The 16,788-nt window shown below is 42.3% G+C and carries 12 protein-coding genes; 6 read left to right on the top strand and 6 right to left on the bottom strand.

Annotated elements, in window-relative coordinates; all coding sequences use genetic code 11:
• From V7K44_RS31775 to V7K44_RS31750, 6 genes are all read right to left on the bottom strand, one after another.
• Window positions 1-1,116 (bottom strand): sulfonate ABC transporter substrate-binding protein, encoded by a 1,116-nt coding sequence (locus V7K44_RS31775; protein WP_334937854.1) that lies wholly within the window; start codon window positions 1,114-1,116, stop codon window positions 1-3.
• A 153-nt stretch (window positions 1,117-1,269) separates the two neighbouring features.
• Complete coding sequence (locus tag V7K44_RS31770; RefSeq protein WP_334937852.1) at window positions 1,270-2,031, bottom strand: class II aldolase/adducin family protein; 762 nt, start codon at window positions 2,029-2,031, stop codon at window positions 1,270-1,272.
• Window positions 2,015-2,689, bottom strand: coding sequence for a hypothetical protein (locus tag V7K44_RS31765; protein ID WP_334937846.1), 675 nt, complete (start codon window positions 2,687-2,689; stop codon window positions 2,015-2,017). The genes V7K44_RS31770 and V7K44_RS31765 overlap by 17 nt, the downstream gene beginning before the upstream one ends.
• A gap of 119 nt (window positions 2,690-2,808) precedes the next feature.
• Window positions 2,809-3,015 (bottom strand): RRXRR domain-containing protein, encoded by a 207-nt coding sequence (locus V7K44_RS31760; RefSeq protein ID WP_322638086.1) that lies wholly within the window; start codon window positions 3,013-3,015, stop codon window positions 2,809-2,811.
• 335 nt (window positions 3,016-3,350) lie between these two features.
• Window positions 3,351-5,024 (bottom strand): RluA family pseudouridine synthase, encoded by a 1,674-nt coding sequence (locus V7K44_RS31755; RefSeq protein WP_334937843.1) that lies wholly within the window; start codon window positions 5,022-5,024, stop codon window positions 3,351-3,353.
• Window positions 5,025-5,460: 436 nt separating this feature from the next.
• Window positions 5,461-5,847 carry a hypothetical protein gene (locus V7K44_RS31750; RefSeq protein WP_334937841.1) on the bottom strand — a complete coding sequence of 129 codons (387 nt, stop codon included), beginning with the start codon at window positions 5,845-5,847 and terminating at the stop codon, window positions 5,461-5,463.
• Between the two features lie 442 nt (window positions 5,848-6,289).
• Between V7K44_RS31750 and V7K44_RS31745 the strand changes: the two genes are divergently transcribed.
• The 6 genes from V7K44_RS31745 to V7K44_RS31720 all read left to right on the top strand — a co-directional run bounded on the left by V7K44_RS31745 (window position 6,290) and on the right by V7K44_RS31720 (window position 16,444).
• Complete coding sequence (locus V7K44_RS31745; RefSeq protein WP_334937839.1) at window positions 6,290-8,143, top strand: response regulator; 1,854 nt, start codon at window positions 6,290-6,292, stop codon at window positions 8,141-8,143.
• Window positions 8,140-10,692 carry an ATP-binding protein gene (locus V7K44_RS31740; protein WP_334937837.1) on the top strand — a complete coding sequence of 851 codons (2,553 nt, stop codon included), beginning with the start codon at window positions 8,140-8,142 and terminating at the stop codon, window positions 10,690-10,692. Before V7K44_RS31745 ends, V7K44_RS31740 begins: the two co-directional genes overlap by 4 nt.
• Before the next feature lie 69 nt (window positions 10,693-10,761).
• The gene (locus tag V7K44_RS31735; RefSeq protein WP_334937835.1) at window positions 10,762-11,139 is read left to right on the top strand and encodes a response regulator; all 378 of its coding nucleotides are present in this window, start codon (window positions 10,762-10,764) and stop codon (window positions 11,137-11,139) included.
• Between the two features lie 117 nt (window positions 11,140-11,256).
• Window positions 11,257-11,664: a response regulator gene (locus tag V7K44_RS31730; RefSeq protein ID WP_334837211.1), complete on the top strand. Its 408-nt coding sequence runs from the start codon at window positions 11,257-11,259 to the stop codon at window positions 11,662-11,664.
• 631 nt (window positions 11,665-12,295) lie between these two features.
• A complete protein-coding gene (locus V7K44_RS31725) occupies window positions 12,296-16,033 on the top strand; it encodes a diguanylate cyclase domain-containing protein (protein ID WP_334937832.1) in 3,738 nt (1,245 codons plus the stop codon).
• A 192-nt stretch (window positions 16,034-16,225) separates the two neighbouring features.
• A complete protein-coding gene (locus V7K44_RS31720; RefSeq protein WP_094353160.1) occupies window positions 16,226-16,444 on the top strand; it encodes a hypothetical protein in 219 nt (72 codons plus the stop codon).
• Window positions 16,445-16,788: the final 344 nt, after the last annotated feature.

Raw genomic sequence — 16,788 nt, 5'->3', positions numbered from 1 at the left:
TTAAGTTTTTGGTGAGAAAGCAGCATATTCTTCTTTTGTCAACATTGCATCCTTCACATTTACCTGTTTGGGAATTAACTTCAATTTATAATATGTATCTGCAACACCTTGTTGTAGATTTATCAAATTGTCGTCAATTGGTACAATCCCAAAAGTCCGCCTGTTAGTTGCTTTTTTCATCGTTTCTAAATCAATTCCTAACACAGGTGCGAGAGTTTTTGCTACTTCTTCTCGATTTTGTTTAGACCATTCTTCTAAATTTTGAATTTCCTCCAGTATTGCCTTGACAGTTTGGGGATTTTCAGTGACAAATTTGCGAGTCATCAAATAATATCCTCCCTGTTTATTAATTCCTGTGCCATCAATTAGGACTCTGGCTTTAGTTGCCTCTTGAGCTGCTGCATAGAATGGATCCCAAATTACCCAGGCATCTACACTTCCTTTCACAAATGCAGCACGGGCATCAGCCGGAGCCAAATATTTAGGTTCAATATCTGTATATTTTAATCCAGCTTTTTCTAAAGCTTGAACTAACAATAAGTGGGCACTAGATCCTTTCTGAAAGGCAACTTTTTTGCCCTTCAAGTCAGTAACTTTTTGAATTTGCGAATTTTGAGGAACAAGAATTGCGGAACTAGCTGGAGTAGCCACAGTACCAACAACATAAGTTAGTGATGTCCCCGCTGCTTGGGCAAATATTGGCGGTGATTCTCCCACAGGGCCAATGTCAATACTACCCACATTCATCGCTTCTAGTAGTTGTGGCCCCGCTTGAAATTCAGTCCACTGTACAGTAATACCTTGTGGTGCTAAACGCTTTTCTAAAACACCCTTAGCTCTCAGCAAAACGGTCGTTTTTTGATAGCCAAATCTGACTACTTTTGCATTGGAAGCAGAATTGCTAACAGATGTGGCAGTGGGATTAGGAACATTAACAATAGATGTCGATGAACAAGCAGCAAATAGCAAGCTTAGACAAAGACCTGTAACAAAAGCCCCCACTGTTGGCAAAGGAGAAGAAAAGAATAATTTATGTTGGTTGTTAAATGGGATATTCCTGAATTTTATCAACCATATCCACTTGGGAATTAAGCGGCGAAAGATTTGGTTAATCATCAAAATGATTTCTCTGAGGTAGAGTAATACTATAAACTTATAGGTTTACCGGAGTATATAAATAAATTTAGATATAAATTGACATCAAAATAGCGGGAAGTGAGTTAACTGGAAACTTCCCCGCTTATTATCCCAATGCCAAAAAACACAGCACTAATTTAGTAAATCAGGTTCTTCGCGCACAATCCGGTCGTAAAGGGGCTGGAAACTGAACCACCCACTTATATGTGACCCCACTTGAGTTTGTGTTAAACGGGCTGTTTCGTGTTTGATAGTAGTGGGTCTACCCGCAGCTTCTGCCAACAGTTGGCCTTGGCACGATCGCTCTAAGCTAATGTACCAAAAGGCAGCTTCATCGACTGTATGTCCCACAGTTAAAATGCTATGGTTACGTAGGATTATGGCTTTGTTTGGCCCCAAAGTATGCGCCAATCGCTGACCTTCAGAAGTTTCTAAAACAACACCTGTAAAATCGTCAAACAGGGCATGATCTTCGTAAAAAGCACAAGAATCTTGAGTCAAGGGGTCAAGGAGACGCCCCAAACTAGACCAGGCTTTACCATAAAGTGAATGGGCGTGAGCTGCTGCGATGACATCAGGTCGAGCTTCATGAATCTGAGAATGGATGGCGAAAGCAGCTTGGTTTACGTCAGCATCGCCTTTAACCACCTCACCTTCTTTGTTAACTAGAATCAAGTCAGAAACTCGGATATGACCAAAGTATGCCCCGAATGGATTGACCCAGAAATGGTCTGTAAACTCAGGATCGCGAGCCGTAATATGGCCTGCAATTCCCTCGCTGAAGCCAAACTTACCAAACAGGCGAAAGGCGGCGGCGAGGCGTTGCTTGCGGTGGAGGCGTTCGTCTTCAACTCGCTCGAAAACTGGGGGTTTTGGTCTAATATAGTTGGCCATGTTCTTTTTTCTCCTCTTCTTTACAGGGAGCGTTGGAATATCCAGAGCGAAAGGATTTAACGCTGTGAGATTCTGGGATGAACTGGTGACGCAAGACGCAACCAGTATCATTACCCAAGACATGAATGGATACAGATGCGCTCTGGGATGTGGTTTTGACGGCGTGAATATCACCATCTGGGGGTAAGAGACGGTAGATATCCCCTGGTTGAAGCGATCGCACTTCAGTTACTTGTAATTGTGCGTGTCCTTCGGCATCACCGCTATCTACACGGCGATAGACTGTTTCTTCTTGATTACCTTTGTATAAACCAATCAATCCCCAGGCTAGATGATCGTGGACGGGAGTCGTTGAGCCTGGGGGAATCACCAAACTGAATACTGACAGGGAACGGTCTTTAGCGCGATAAAGCAGCCATTGACCAATACCACCGCCCATCCGGCTTTCGGGATTGACTTGGGCAAACTTTTGGGGTAGCCATTCCTGTTGAGCAAGGAGTTCTTGAAAATAGGGTTCTAGTCTAGCGAGAGTTTGGGTGCGATCGTCAACAGTGCTAGCACTAATTTCCCGCACTGTTGCGACAAAGGATCGTAGTTCCTGGCTCTCAATAAACCATTGGTCTTTTGGTAACGGTTCTAAAATAGTGTGGTTCGTCATCTATATTCCTCTGTTTAGGAGGCGACTAAGATTAACTAATTACTAAGTCGTAATTCGTAATACTTCTCTACGAGAGGCTGCGCTCAGGACAAGCTCAGTATAAGTTCGTAGTTAAGAATTCAATTACGATTTATTTTAATACCAGGATGAATTTTAAAGCCAAGTTGCTCAAGTTTTAGATGGGAAAGGGACTCCTTCAGAATGATAGTAAAAGGATATCGCTGGAATACAGTAGCTTTACCTTGTGACAATAGCAGCCTAGCATGGCTGATGCGTACTGGATATAACGGTTGTCTGTTGGCATCGAGAATGAATACTTTAGTCATACAATTTTAAATTTTAGATTTGCGATCGCCAGATTGATAATTGGGGAGTGGGCACAGAAGTTTTTATTGGGAAGCCTCTTAGCAGTTATATTAATTTCCGTAAATACTATAAGTCGGTCGGATAACCGTTGAATTAATTACAAGCAGAAATTATCACATACAAATTTAAAAAGCAATAGGCTAGCTGTTAGGGGAGATAAAGCGTAGCTTTATCTCTTTGGGGTTCTTGGGATTTCAAGGAATCAAGCTGATATACAGCAGAATTCAGGAGTAAAACGGGTAACAGACTTAGCTTGTGTACCTCACCGACTTGAAATCTGCTGTAATATGACTCGTTAAAATGGCGTAATTGCTTGTAAATGCAGGGTTTTTTCTAACTGCGGATGTTTGAAGCGAAGTTCTCTGGCGTGCAGATGTAAGCGACTAGTAACTGCACAGCATCCATAAAGGCGATCGCCTAAAATAGTTACCCCAAGTCCTCCTGCATCAGCTGCATGAACCCTCAATTGATGGGTGCGTCCTGTTAGCGGCGTAAATTCTACGCGGGTATAGTCTCCTTCTCTCGCTATTACTTGGAAGTGTGTCAAGCTGGGTTTACCATGTTGCCAATCAACTTTTTGCTCAGGGCGATTTTCAGGATCTCCCCACAATGGCAGTTCAATCACACCTTGCTCAACTGTCAAAACACCGGAAAGTATGGCTTCATAAACCTTGTGAACCTGGCGTTGCTGAAACTGCTGGCTGAGTTGCCGATGGGTTTGGCGATCGCGTGCCAACAACAAAATCCCAGAAGTTTCTCGATCTAAGCGATGCACAGATATAAGTGCCATGCCATCAGCTAACAAATTACGTAAGCGACTCAAGACACTATCTTGGCGATCGCGATAACGACCGGGTACTGAAAGTAATCCAGCAGGTTTGTTGACAGCAATCAGCCATTCATCTTCATAAATAATCGGAAAAGTAACCTCTCCCCAAACCCCTCCCCTCCAAGGGTTGGGGGCTGGGGGGTTAGGTCTTAACCCTGAGAGTAAAAACCCCATTAATGGCTGACATCGCTCGGCACACGCTCCGTAAAATTCTCTCGGAATTTTATCCTGATTTACGGAAGACTCACCCCACCAAAATTCTGCCATTGCTAGGGGTTTGAGATTATGTGTTGCCGCATAATGAAGCAGCTTTGGGGCACAACAGTCTCCTGTACCAGTGGGCAAACCTCCTGGCATCAATTGTTGCAACGATCGCGATCGCCCGGAAAAATTAGTCAGGCTGTAGCTAGCGTGCATTTGAGCTTGCAATTGACGGGAAAGTGCTTTGCGCCGTTGTTTCAGTTCGCTAATTTGTGCATCAGTCGCTGCAATTACCTGTTGTAGGGGCTGTAATACGGCATTTTGCTGGCGTTTAAGTTGTCGTCGCTCAATTCCCTGCTGACGACTCTCTTCGTCAAGTTGTTCAAGGGCAATAGTAAGCGCTTCGGGAGTGAGTGTATTGCAGATTTGCTGACGTTTTTCCTGTCGTTGGTGTTTGCAATGGCGATGGCGATCGCTCATTGCTTGCAACTGTTGTTCAAAGTCATTAAACAGGATTTCATACTGCTGGCGTTCGGTTAGTTGCTTCAAGGTAATAATTTCTTGCTTAATCGCGTCCAACTGTGCCAAAGTCCGGCTTTCCTCAAAAGCAACTTCATCTCGTCCCGGAATTGGCGGCACCCAGCCCTCAACCACACTGCAACCATTCAAAAGACCAGAAAAAGCTTTTAGTACGCGTTCTTCGCCATTAGGCAGTTCAACTAATAGTATTCCATACATCTTGCCTTCACGAGAATAACAGTCATTGTTGGCAAGATATTGTATTAGTCCGTGGGCGATCGCTTCGGACATTGAGGTGCGCGGTAATTTTAGGCGAACGCCACTTTGCGGACAACGCCCTTCGTACCAATAACTACAAGATGAGTCAGCGATCGCAAAATCGCAGTCGATGAAATCTGAAAGTGCGTGCAGAACTACCATACAAGGTACGATCGCAAATCTAGCCTGATGTTGGACTCAACCACTTCTATACCGATAGTAACGGGAAAACCATTGCATTCGGTACTCCGAATCAGTGGTGGGAGGATGTCAATTTTGTAAGAATTCTATTGTGTTGAGTGCTTTTGGCAAATTGGCATCCAAAATTTTTCTGTTGCAGTTTTAATTTATATATCAACAGGGTTACAGGGACATTGAGAAAATTCTACAAGGGATCAATTCCCGTCTCAAAATCCCACCCAATGGCCAGTTGTTGACGTTCACGCTCTCCCAACCACCTTAAGGTGGATGCAGCACAAGCGTCACCGCTTCACTACAACTGGCTAGAAATCAAACAGAAAATATATAGTACAAATGCACTGACACAGATATAAGTTGGTGATGGCAGTGTTTGAGTGTGTAGTTGTCTAAGTTTATGTCAAGCTAAGTGTTGAGGACAGTAGCCCAATCCACGGATATAACTTTGTCGGAATATTTCAATTTCATTGGGTTGCGGTCTACCATGAGAAACTACTGCTACCTGATAGCGTTGCATAACTTTAATTGCTGATTCTCCAGCTTCCAAACTGCCCAGAACATTACTAATGAATTCGGGTGGTGAGTAAATAATTCCCACTTCGCTCAAGAAAGCTTTAATATCTTTATCTTTTTGTTCCGATACAAAAGATTTAATTTTGACGTTGATGATCCAACCATGAAATTGATTAATTACAGTAATAAATTCCAGAGAAAAGTCATTCCTACTAAAATATTCCACAACTCGCAGTGTCAGACTAGCATTGGCCAGATAGTATAGGTATTGCATAATTTCTAGAGCAGAATTGAGACTTTCAAAAAATAATCTATAAATCTAAAGATTTAATGAGGATTCTAAGTTTTTACAGAAAAAATAATTAGATAAATTTCTCATAATCAAAGTAAAGGTAAATACTACTTTGTCTATTAAGATTTGCAAATAAATATGTCAGATTGCAAAATCTAAATTAACTTGTTGTGTTGTTTGTAATACCAATTTAATGTGAAGTTTTACATATCTCGATCCCCCTAAGTCCCCCTTAAAAAGGGGGACTTTGATAGATGTTTTTCCTGTTCCCCCTTATTAAGGGGGGCTAGGGGGGATCGAATTCTATGCAGCTTCATAAAAAATTGGTATAACAATATATTAAAATTAGACAAAAGTTTGACCACGCAGAGGGTGTATCCTGCGATCGCGAAGATGCCATCAGCATCTTCTTTTGATACAAGTTATGAAAATTTTGTTGGTAGAGGATGACGTATTACTGAGTGAAGCACTCTGCGAGTTGTTGCGTGCAAATCGTTATACTATCGACATCGCCAGCAATGGACAAGTGGGATTAGAACTAGCGCTATCGACTGAATATGAGTTGATTTTGCTGGATTGGCTAATTCCAAAACTGGATGGGATTAGCTTGTGTCGGCAACTGCGAAAGCAAGGCTACCGTAAATCTATTCTGTTGTTAACAGGGAAAAATTCTAATGCAGATATTGTGGCGGGGTTAGATGCTGGAGCAGATGATTACGTCATTAAGCCATTCAACCCAGAAGCATTACTAGCCAGAATTCGCTCTTTATTACGACGCAATGAGGCAATCTCATCATCCACGCTAACCTGGGGAAATCTCTGTTTAGATCCAAGTGCCGGCAGAGTAACTTGTAATGAGCAGGAAATTCCCCTGACAGCAAAAGAATACAAACTGCTGGAGTTGTTTTTGCAAAACCCAGACCGGATTTTTAGTCGTGCAGTGATTATAGATCGGCTTTGGGGATTTGATGATACACCGACTGAAAATGCAGTTACGACTCATATTAAAGACTTGCGAAAGAAACTGAAAACAGTAGGTCTAGGAGAAGATTTTCTAGAAACGGTATATGGTATGGGCTATCGGATCAAGCCTGCACCTAATCGCTCCATCTCTGTTGGGGAAACGAATCAAGATGGAAAGAAAAAACCCGGTCCCAAAGATATGACTTCTGTAAATCGGGTGCTGGAGCGCTTTCGTAATTCCTTTGCTGGACAGGTTGTGGTACTGGAGCGGGCAAAAACTGCACTCTTAGCCGGGAATTTAAATGAAGAGTTACATCAACAGGCATTGCATGAAGCGCATAAGCTAGCAGGCTCAATGGGGTCGTTTGGTTATCCAGAGGGTTCCCGGCTGGCACGGAAAATAGAGCATTTGCTGCTTGGAGATTTCTCGTTATCTCCCGATCAAATCTCTGATTTCTCGCAACTGGTAACAGCATTACAGCAAGAGTTAACTAAGTCTGCTGTCACTTCCACCGCTCAAAACTTCCCGGTAAATCAAACTTATCGTTTATTAGTCATCGATGATGATACGACGCTGACAGAGCAGTTGCAAGTAGAAGCCGACTCATGGGGGATCAGGATGAAGGTTGCACCAAACTTAGCAACAGCCCGATCGCTTTTTTCCTTAAAAACTCCTGACGTAGTTTTACTCGATTTGAGTTTTCCAACAACAGAGGAAGATGGATTAATATTATTGAGCGAGATAGTACAGCGATCGCCAAATATCCCAGTAATTGTTTTTACAGGACGAAATACCCTGGCAGATCGACTGAAAGTATCGCGTTTAGGAGCTAGACAATTTTTGCATAAACCGGCGACAACCGAGCAGATTTTTCAGGCGATCGCTCGTGTCTTACCTCAACCTCAAACTTCCGAAGCCAAAGTTTTAATCGTAGACGATGATCCTGTAATCCTGGCTGGACTATCGGCGTTACTAACTCCTTGGGGGCTGGAAGTAACAACCCTCTCCCAATCACAACAATTTTGGCAGGTGCTAATTGCCACATCTCCAGATTTGGTAGTACTAGACTTAGAAATGCCGATAGTTAATGGTTTAGAGTTGTGCAAAGTCGTGCGACAAGATGCCCAGTGGGGAGATTTACCGATTTTAGTAGTTACAGCCCATACCGAAGCCGAATTTCTTCAGCAAGCATTTGCTGCCGGAGCCGATGATTTTATCAGCAAGCCAGTGTTAGGGCCAGAACTTGTGACACGGGTACTGAGCCGCATTCAAAGAACGCGCTGGCGCTCTCAGCTAGGCAGAAGTCAAGCATGATCGGAAATTCACGATTATTGAAGTACGGTGTGGCTATTGGCTCAACTGCGATCGCCACTTTCTTGTCAGTCTGGCTAGAACCGCTTATTTCTCAAACCATTGGTGGATTTTTCTACATAGCGATCGTTGCAAGTACTTGGTATGGTGGTTTTCGACCAGGAATTGTTACAGTTGTCCTTTCCACACTGGCAATTGATTATTACTTGATTCCCCCTCGATATCAACTGGGGATTAATGAATCAGAAGATGTATTGCGGTTAGGAATTTTCTTATTGGTTGCCTTGATAATTAACCTGGTGACAGGCAATCTTCAATACAGCAGACGCAAGATTCAACAACTCAACCAACAATTGTCTCAGGAAAATGCCGAGCAATCGCGGATGACTCTTGACGAACGCAAACAAGCACAAGAAACGCTGCAACAGCAATTTGAGCAACAGCGCTTAGTGATGGAGATGACCCAGCGTATCCGGCGATCGCTGAATTTAGAAGATATCTTGCAAACTACTGTTGATGAAGTGCGGCAATTTCTGGAGTGCGATCGCGTGACTATCTTCCAATTTTATCCAGGTTGGGGAGGAACGATTGTTATTGAGTCTGTTGCACCAGACTGTATGGCTCTTTTACCACTCCAGATTTATGACCCTTGCATTGGTGAAGAGAACGTCGAACCCTTTAAACAAGGCTTAGTTACTGCAAAAACTGATATTTATACTGCCGGAATTAGTCCCTGTCACGTTCAATTTTTGGAAAGTCTCCAGGTGAGGGCAAATCTCGTCGTTCCTGTTTCTTTAGGAGATGAATTGTGGGGATTACTGGCAGCTCATCAATGTACGGCCCCTCGTGAGTGGCAATCTTCCGAAATTACTCTGTTGCGGCAGTTAGGAGCGCAGGTAAGCATTGCTATCCAGCAAGCAGATTTGTTCAAACAGTTACACACAGAACTAACAGAGCGCAAACAGGCAGAAATTGACCTACAACAACTGAATACCGAACTTGAGCAACGGGTGCAAGAACGCACTGCACAACTGACAGAGACGAACGATCGCCTACAAAAAACAGTTATAGAGCAGCAACAAACCCAACTCACACTTTTAGAACAGTCGCAAATGCTGGAGCTTCAGGCTGTAATCACCCGAAATATGGGGGAAGGTATTTGCTTAGTGAGAATAGATAATGCAGTCATTGTCTATGCCAATCCTAAATTTGAGCAGATGTTTGGCTATGACTCTAGTGAACTCAACGGTCAGCACGTTTCGATTGTCAACGGTCTCAGCAAATCGGTAACTACTGAAGATGTCAATGAAGCTAGTGTATCTGCCGTCTTACAAAATACTGAAGCCACATATCAAGTCCAGAATCTTAAAAAAGATGGTACACCATTTTGGTGTAGTGTGACAGCTTCTGTATTCAGGCATCCCGACTACGGTGACGTTCTGGTTGCAGTTCACCAAGATATCACTGAGCGCAAAGGCATCGAAGAAGCTTTACGCGAGAGCGAAGAAAAGTTTCGTCAGCTGGCAGAAAACATCCAAGCAGTATTTTGGATGACCGATAATCAAAGTCAACAAGTTTTATATGTGAGCAAGGCATACCAAACCATCTGGCAAAGAAATTGTGAGGACTTGTATCACAACTATTCAAATTGGTTAGATGCAATTCACCCAGAAGATCGCCAGCGTGTCGAAACTGAAGTTACTGAACAGCTTAAACCAGGGCAATACGATAAAAAATACCGGATTATCCGTCCTGATGGTTCAATCCGTTGGATTCGCGATCGCGCATTTCCGATCAAAAATGAATTAGGCGAGGTAGTTCGGATTGCCGGGATTGCCGAAGACATCACTGAACTAGAGCAGATTAATTTGATCAAAAGTGAGTTTATTGGCATTGTTAGTCACGAACTCCGCACTCCCTTAACTGCAATTCGGGCGGCATTAGGCTTACTACAAACTGGTATCTACGATAAAAAACCAGACAAATTCAAGCGGATGATTGAGATTGCAGCCATCGATAGCGATCGCTTAGTGCGTCTAGTCAACGACATTCTCGATTTGGAACGCTTAGAATCGGATCGAGCTGTCTTAGAAAAAACCACCTGCAATGCAGCTGATTTAATTCAACAAGCAGTAGCCGTAGTGCAAGCGATCGCCAATCAGCAAAATATTACTTTTAAGATCCACCCTACCAATGCTCAAGTTTGGGCGGCGGCTGATGCTATTGTGCAAACACTCACCAATTTGTTAGGTAATGCGATTAAATTCTCACCAGCCGATTCTACTATTACTCTGAGTGTCCAACAGCAAACAGACCGCGTACTATTCCAAATAACGGATCGAGGACGAGGTATTCCAGCAGATAAGTTAGAAGCAATCTTTGGAAGATTTCAGCAAGTAGATGCCTCTGATTCTCGCACCAAAGGCGGCACAGGCTTGGGATTGGCAATCTGTCGTAGTATTATTGATCGGCACGGTGGGCAAATTTGGGCTGAAAGTACTCTTGGTGTTGGCAGCACGTTTTTCTTCACTCTACCATTGCCGGGAAATTAGGCAGAGGGGCAGGGGAGCAGGGGAGCAGGGGAGAATAACCAATGACAAATGACAAATGACAAATGACAAATGACTAAAAAATTGTTAATTGTGGATGATGAAGAACGAATCCGCGAATTAGTACAAGCTTGTTTAGAAGACTTGGGAGGATGGGACACTCTGACGGCTGCATCAGGGTCAGAAGGACTAAAAATCGCCCAAACAGAAACCATTGATGCCATTCTACTTGATGTTTCTATGCCTGACATGGACGGCTTTGCAGTCTACGAAAAACTTCAAGCAAATTCAGCAACCCAAGGGATTCCAGTGATTCTATTAACAGCGAAAGTCCAAGGAAGCGATCGCGCCCGTTTTGCCCAGATGGGAATTGCTGGGATTATCACCAAACCTTTTGAACCCACCTCTATTTGCAACGAAGTTAGTGAGATTCTGGGGTGGAACGATTAATAGTTAATTTTTATAACAAAATCTATATCTTTATTAGTTTTTTATTTTTGTAATGTATTTTTCTTGGTTACAGATAAAAACCTTTTATCTGTAACCAAGAAAGGTATATGAAATAAAATGAACATGCTAGAGGAGGTAAATATAATCGGTAAAACGATATTGCTGATTGATGATGAACTGCATGTCCGTGAGATAGTAAAATTTTGCCTCCAAGATTTAGCTGGTTGGAATGTGGTGACAGCAGATTCTCCATTAGAAGGATTGCAGAATGCAGTACACCATACTCCTGATGCGATTGTATTAGATATCTCAATCCGCGATCTGGCTAGTTTTGAGTTTATGAATAAACTAAGAGATCATCCAGAAACTCAAGCTATTCCTGTAGTGTTGCTCAGTGCGAAAGCGCGATGGTTGGATTCGCAAATTTTGCGACAGTATCAAGTCGCAGGTGTAATTCTCAAACCCTTTAATCCAGTTACCCTCCCGGCTCAGGTTGCTCAATTGCTGGGTTGGGATTTTACTTGACTAAAAGATTAAACAAGAATGGGTAAAACATCCAGCATATAACAGGATTTCCAATTACTTGGAGTGCAAAAAATTCCTAGAGACGCATAACGGGAGCATCCCACTTTTTTGCCTGTCATTGCGAGCGCAACGAAGTGGAGCGTGGCAATCCCATCAACTGGTGCTTAGTAAGAGATTGGGGGATTGCTTGTCTGCGACACGCACTTGCGTTCGTCGTCCCTCCTCTCTACGAGACGCTGTTCGCGTTCGCAATGACAAGTTATTCTCTGATCGCAAAGTAAAAACTGGGATGCACCCCGCATAACTAGCTGTGCGTCCCTAGCGTGTATCTCATGCAAATGAAAATTCCTATAAATTGCAGTCCGAATATCAAGGTTTAGCCTTTAAGCAATAGGTTTGATTTTGAAGTTATTATCAACTACAGCAATCCTAAATCATTCGTAAGAAAGAAAATCGCTAAAACACTTATAGATAGTTACTTTCTGCCTATGCATTTTCTCACGTTTCAATTCGGATTGTCATATCAAGTTTAAGCTTGAATTTAACTTAACGTTTTAGAGAATTTGGCATAAAATTAAATACTAGAGAAAAATCTTACATCTAGTTAAGTGCATATACATAGATTATTACTATGCTCTTCAATCGTCTATCGGGTTCTGAAATTGATTTAAAGCAAATCCTGGCTCGAATTAGGATGCTGGTCGATCAAATTCATCCGTCACTTGAAGTGAGTGAAATTCTCAAGATTATTGTCAGCGAAGTTAGAACAACATTAGAAAGCGATGTCTACGAGGGGCTACGCCTACGTGCCATTATCTATCGCTTTTTTTCCAATGGAGATGGAGTTATCGCAGAAAAGTCTGTAAGTAATGGATGGAAACCGATTCTAGGGCAATTAATTTACCATCCTTGCTTCAATACGACATGGGTAGAGCGATATCGAGATGGAAGCGTTGGTGTCATTGAAGACATTCATACTACAACCCTTGACCCTTGTTACAAAAAACTATTAACGGACTTGCAGATTCGAGCTAATTTAGTAGTACCAATTTTAGTAAACAATCGAGAACTTGATGGAGTTTCTAGTACATATCCTCATTTATGGGGCTTAGTAATTGCTCACCAGTGCAGTGGTTCGCGTCAATGGAGTTCTTTAGAAATTGAGTATTTCCAACTGATAGCCGCAGAGCTAGGAATCGCTCTTGGGGAAGCAGAACGCCATCAGCAAAAGGCTACATCCTGCCAAAAACTAACGCTGCAACTCAATCAAAACCTAAAAAATTTGACAGTTCAGCCAAAGTTGAAGTCAATCAAAAAAACTCTGTATCAGAATTTTAGAGGTTCCATTATCACAAGAACAGCATTGCCAAAGAATATATCAGTTGGGGACTTGATTGCATTTGACCGATTACAAACTCCAGTTTGGATTTATGATATTCAAAACTTGCAGATGTGGTGGGCTAATCAATCCGCTCTGCATATTTGGAATGCTCAAAGTCGAGAAGAATTGCTCAGTCGCAACTTCAGTGATGTTTCTGTGTCTACTCACACTCGAATGCAAAGCTATTTGCAAGAATTTCAGCAAGGGAAAACCATCACTGAAAACTGGACATTTTACCCAGAAGGAAAACCTGTTTCTCTGCGCTGCATCTTTTCTGGAATTCAAATTGAAGAAGGGCGAATGGCGATGCTGGTTGAAGGATCGACAGAAATTATCAATCAGATCGATCGAGAAACACTCAGATCGATTGAAGCCCTACGTCACACCACAGTAATGATCTCGCTTTACACGATGGATGGTGTACCTTTGATGCAAAACCCGGCAGCCCTGCGCTGTTATCGGGATACCCTGTACCCTAACTCGTCAGCTGAGAATATTTTCCTGAGTCACTTTGTTGACAAGAGTGTTGGACAAAAAGTTATGAAAGCGATTCATTTCGGTGAGGCGTTCAGCATAGAGGCTCAGGTGTTTACTACTGAGGGGATTCAATGGCATGGGATGGATATACGATCTACCCGCGATCCCGTAACGGGTAACTCCATCATCCTCGTCAACGAAAAGAATATTACCAAGCAACAAGCTGCACTACAAGAACACCAGCGTGCAGAATCAGAATTGCGCTGGCGGGAAGCTTTGCTGCGTTCTATGACTGAAACTTCTTTGCTGGGATTTTTTGTTGTTGACAATCGTACCGACGAAATCCTTTATTTCAATCACCACTTCTGTAAAATTTGGGGCATTGAACATCTAGAAGACCAAATGCGTTTGGGTGCTTTAAAACATAATGACATTATTCCTGATTGTATATCTTCAATTGTCGATGCATCGGCATTTGTCGAATCCTATAAACCGTTGCAGTCTGAAGAAAATCGTTGCACGATTGAGGATGAAATTTTATTTATCGATGGGCGAACGATTCGCCGCTTTTCCAGTCAAATTCGGGATATTCAGGATCGATACTTTGGGCGGTTATACATTTTTGAAGACATCACTCCTCGTAAACAAATCGAAGCCGCACTCAAAACCAGTGAAGAAAGATGGCAGTATGCCTTGGAAGGAAATGGTGATGGAGTTTGGGATTTGAATGCTGAAACTAACGAAGTCTTTTTTTCTCGCCGATGGAAAGAAATGTTAGGGTTTGCAGAGCATGAAATTGGAAATACCCTCAGTGAATGGGAACAGCGGGTTCACTCCGATGATAAAGCGAGGGTTTACGAGGAGATTATCAAGCATTTGTCCGGTGAAACCCAACAATATGTCAGTGAATATCGGATTAAGTGCAAGGATGGAACCTACAAGTGGATTTTAGATCGGGGTCAAGTTTCGAGTCGCGCAAAGAATGGTTTTCCCTTACGGATGCTAGGAACTCATACTGATATTACTGAACGCAAGCGTATGGAAGAAGCGCTGCGAGAAAGCGAACAACGCTATCGTTCCGTAATTACAGCGATGGCAGAAGGTATTGTCCTCCAGCAATCCGATGGGCGAATTACCGCCTGTAATGACAGTGCCGCAAGAATTTTAGGGTTAACAGCCGAGCAAATGATGGGGCGAACTTCCATCGATCTGCGATGGCGAGCTATTCATGAAGATGGTACTTATTTTCCAGGCGAAACTCATCCTGCCATTGTCACCTTACGCACCGGACAACCCCAATTTAACGTCATTATGGGAGTTCACAAATTTGATGGCAGCTTGATTTGGATTTCAATCAATTCTCAACCACTGTTTGAATCTGATGAATCAAAACCATCTGCGGTGGTTGCATCATTTACAGATATCACAGTTGGCAAACAGGCACAAATTGCCCTGCAACAGCAAACAGAACGGGAACGCATGGTTTATGCGATCGCTCAACATATCCGTAGGTCTTTAGACTTGGATGAAATCTTAAACACAACTGTTGCTGAAGTTCGACATTTTCTGCAAACCGATCGCGTCATCATCTATCGCTTTAACCGTGATTGGAGTGGTGTGATTGTCACGGAGTCTGTAGTAGCAGGTTGGCAATCGATTTTGAATATGGAAATTACAGACAGCTATTTTGTAAAAATACAGGGACAGTCTTATCAAGAAAGTACGCTCAGAGTTACTCCAGACATCTACACCGCCGGATTTGCCCCTTGTCATGTAGAGTTATTGGAAAGGTTGCAAGTCAGAGCCAAGCTAGTTGTACCAATTTTACAAGGCGATCGCCTTTGGGGTCTTTTGGTTGCTCATCATTGTAGCGCCCCACGTCAGTGGCAACCTTGGGCAAGCGAACTACTTCAGCAATTGGCAACACAGGTAGCGATCGCTATTCAGCAATCAGAACTTTATCAACAATTGCAGCGTGCCAACCAGCAGCTTGAAAATATGGTAATGGTAGATGAATTAACTCAAATCGCCAATCGCCGATGTTTTGATATTAAGCTTAATTCTGTCTGGCAATATCTTTTACGAGAACAAGGTTTTGTCTCACTACTTTTATGCGACATTGACTATTTTAAACAATATAACGATACTTATGGTCATGCGACCGGAGATGATTGTTTGCGCTTTATTGCCCAAGCTTTCAAACAAAGTGTCAAACGTTCTAGAGATTTAGCTGCTCGTTATGGCGGAGAAGAGTTTGTTGTCATCTTGCCTAACACTGCTAGTGATGGGGCTTTTCACGTTGCCCAAGAAATTCATAAAGCTATCCAACAGCTAAATATTCCCCACGCGGCATCGCCTGTGAAGCACCACGTCACTTTGAGTATCGGAATTGCCACAGTGATTCCCACATCTAATATGGTTCCTTTGGATTTGATTGAGGCAGCAGATCAAGCCCTTTATCAAGCCAAAGCAAACGGACGTAATCGTTCTTGTATAAATAGACTCTCTTAGAGAGTGAGCAATAGCTGCGGTTCTTGCTACCCTACGCTAATCAAGTAATTGTTAATATTTTCTAAAGTTTTTTAAGTACTGTCATTTCTTTATTAGTTCTTTATTTTCTGTTTATAAATTAAAGCTATTGGTAGTTAAGCCAAGAGCAAACTACTTATTTGTGTTTAACTTTTTTAATAAAACAACAATATTATGACAAACTGCCCTTGCTGTTCTAACCAAATGCTTCGTCACATTCGTTTACAAGAAACCTACTGGTTCTGCCGCCACTGCTGGCAAGAGATGCCTAACCTGAGTTTAGATAAAAGTACTTTAAATTTGACTAGAAAAAACACATTATTAGCCAGAGAACCAATTTCGGTCAACCACAAACTTTTGAAAATGAACGTCAGAACAGAGCTTTGTGCCTGAGTGAATCAGGAAGCAAACATCAAACGAGCTATGCTTACACTTTTAGAGGTTGTTTGAAAAGTCTAATTTATTACTAACTGGCAATTGTAAATCTCGGCTACACAGGCAAAACCCTTGTTTTGTATTAGTCTACGGAAGTGGACAAGAGTTTGTGTATTACCGAATCCTATTCGCCCAATACTTTTCAAACATCCTCTTAAATAGCTAGATGTATCGTCTGAATACTGACTAATATCTTAAAAGATAATATTACTATATTTACAGAATATTCAAGTGAGTTAAATACACAATTTATCTAAGTTTCAAAACCAAGTATAAAGACTATTTCGCTTCTGTTGCTACAA

The organism is Nostoc sp. (genome assembly GCF_036917235.1).
GTDB lineage: Bacteria > Cyanobacteriota > Cyanobacteriia > Cyanobacteriales > Nostocaceae > Nostoc.
Note: the sequence above shows the minus strand (reverse complement) of the source record. Positions and strands in the feature narration are given on the sequence as shown.

Excerpts from the sequence above, each read along its gene's own strand:
- V7K44_RS31765 (WP_334937846.1), bottom strand. The coding sequence starts at position 2,689 with ATGACGAACCACACTATTTTAGAACCGTTACCAAAAGACCAATGGTTT.
- V7K44_RS31720 (WP_094353160.1), top strand. The coding sequence starts at position 16,226 with ATGACAAACTGCCCTTGCTGTTCTAACCAAATGCTTCGTCACATTCGT.
- V7K44_RS31740 (WP_334937837.1), top strand. The coding sequence starts at position 8,140 with ATGATCGGAAATTCACGATTATTGAAGTACGGTGTGGCTATTGGCTCA.
- V7K44_RS31725 (WP_334937832.1), top strand. The coding sequence starts at position 12,296 with ATGCTCTTCAATCGTCTATCGGGTTCTGAAATTGATTTAAAGCAAATC.
- V7K44_RS31745 (WP_334937839.1), top strand. The coding sequence starts at position 6,290 with ATGAAAATTTTGTTGGTAGAGGATGACGTATTACTGAGTGAAGCACTC.
- V7K44_RS31735 (WP_334937835.1), top strand. The coding sequence starts at position 10,762 with ATGACTAAAAAATTGTTAATTGTGGATGATGAAGAACGAATCCGCGAA.
- V7K44_RS31730 (WP_334837211.1), top strand. The coding sequence starts at position 11,257 with ATGAACATGCTAGAGGAGGTAAATATAATCGGTAAAACGATATTGCTG.
- V7K44_RS31750 (WP_334937841.1), bottom strand. The coding sequence starts at position 5,847 with ATGCAATACCTATACTATCTGGCCAATGCTAGTCTGACACTGCGAGTT.
- V7K44_RS31755 (WP_334937843.1), bottom strand. The coding sequence starts at position 5,024 with ATGGTAGTTCTGCACGCACTTTCAGATTTCATCGACTGCGATTTTGCG.
- V7K44_RS31775 (WP_334937854.1), bottom strand. The coding sequence starts at position 1,116 with ATGATTAACCAAATCTTTCGCCGCTTAATTCCCAAGTGGATATGGTTG.
- V7K44_RS31760 (WP_322638086.1), bottom strand. The coding sequence starts at position 3,015 with ATGACTAAAGTATTCATTCTCGATGCCAACAGACAACCGTTATATCCA.
- V7K44_RS31770 (WP_334937852.1), bottom strand. The coding sequence starts at position 2,031 with ATGGCCAACTATATTAGACCAAAACCCCCAGTTTTCGAGCGAGTTGAA.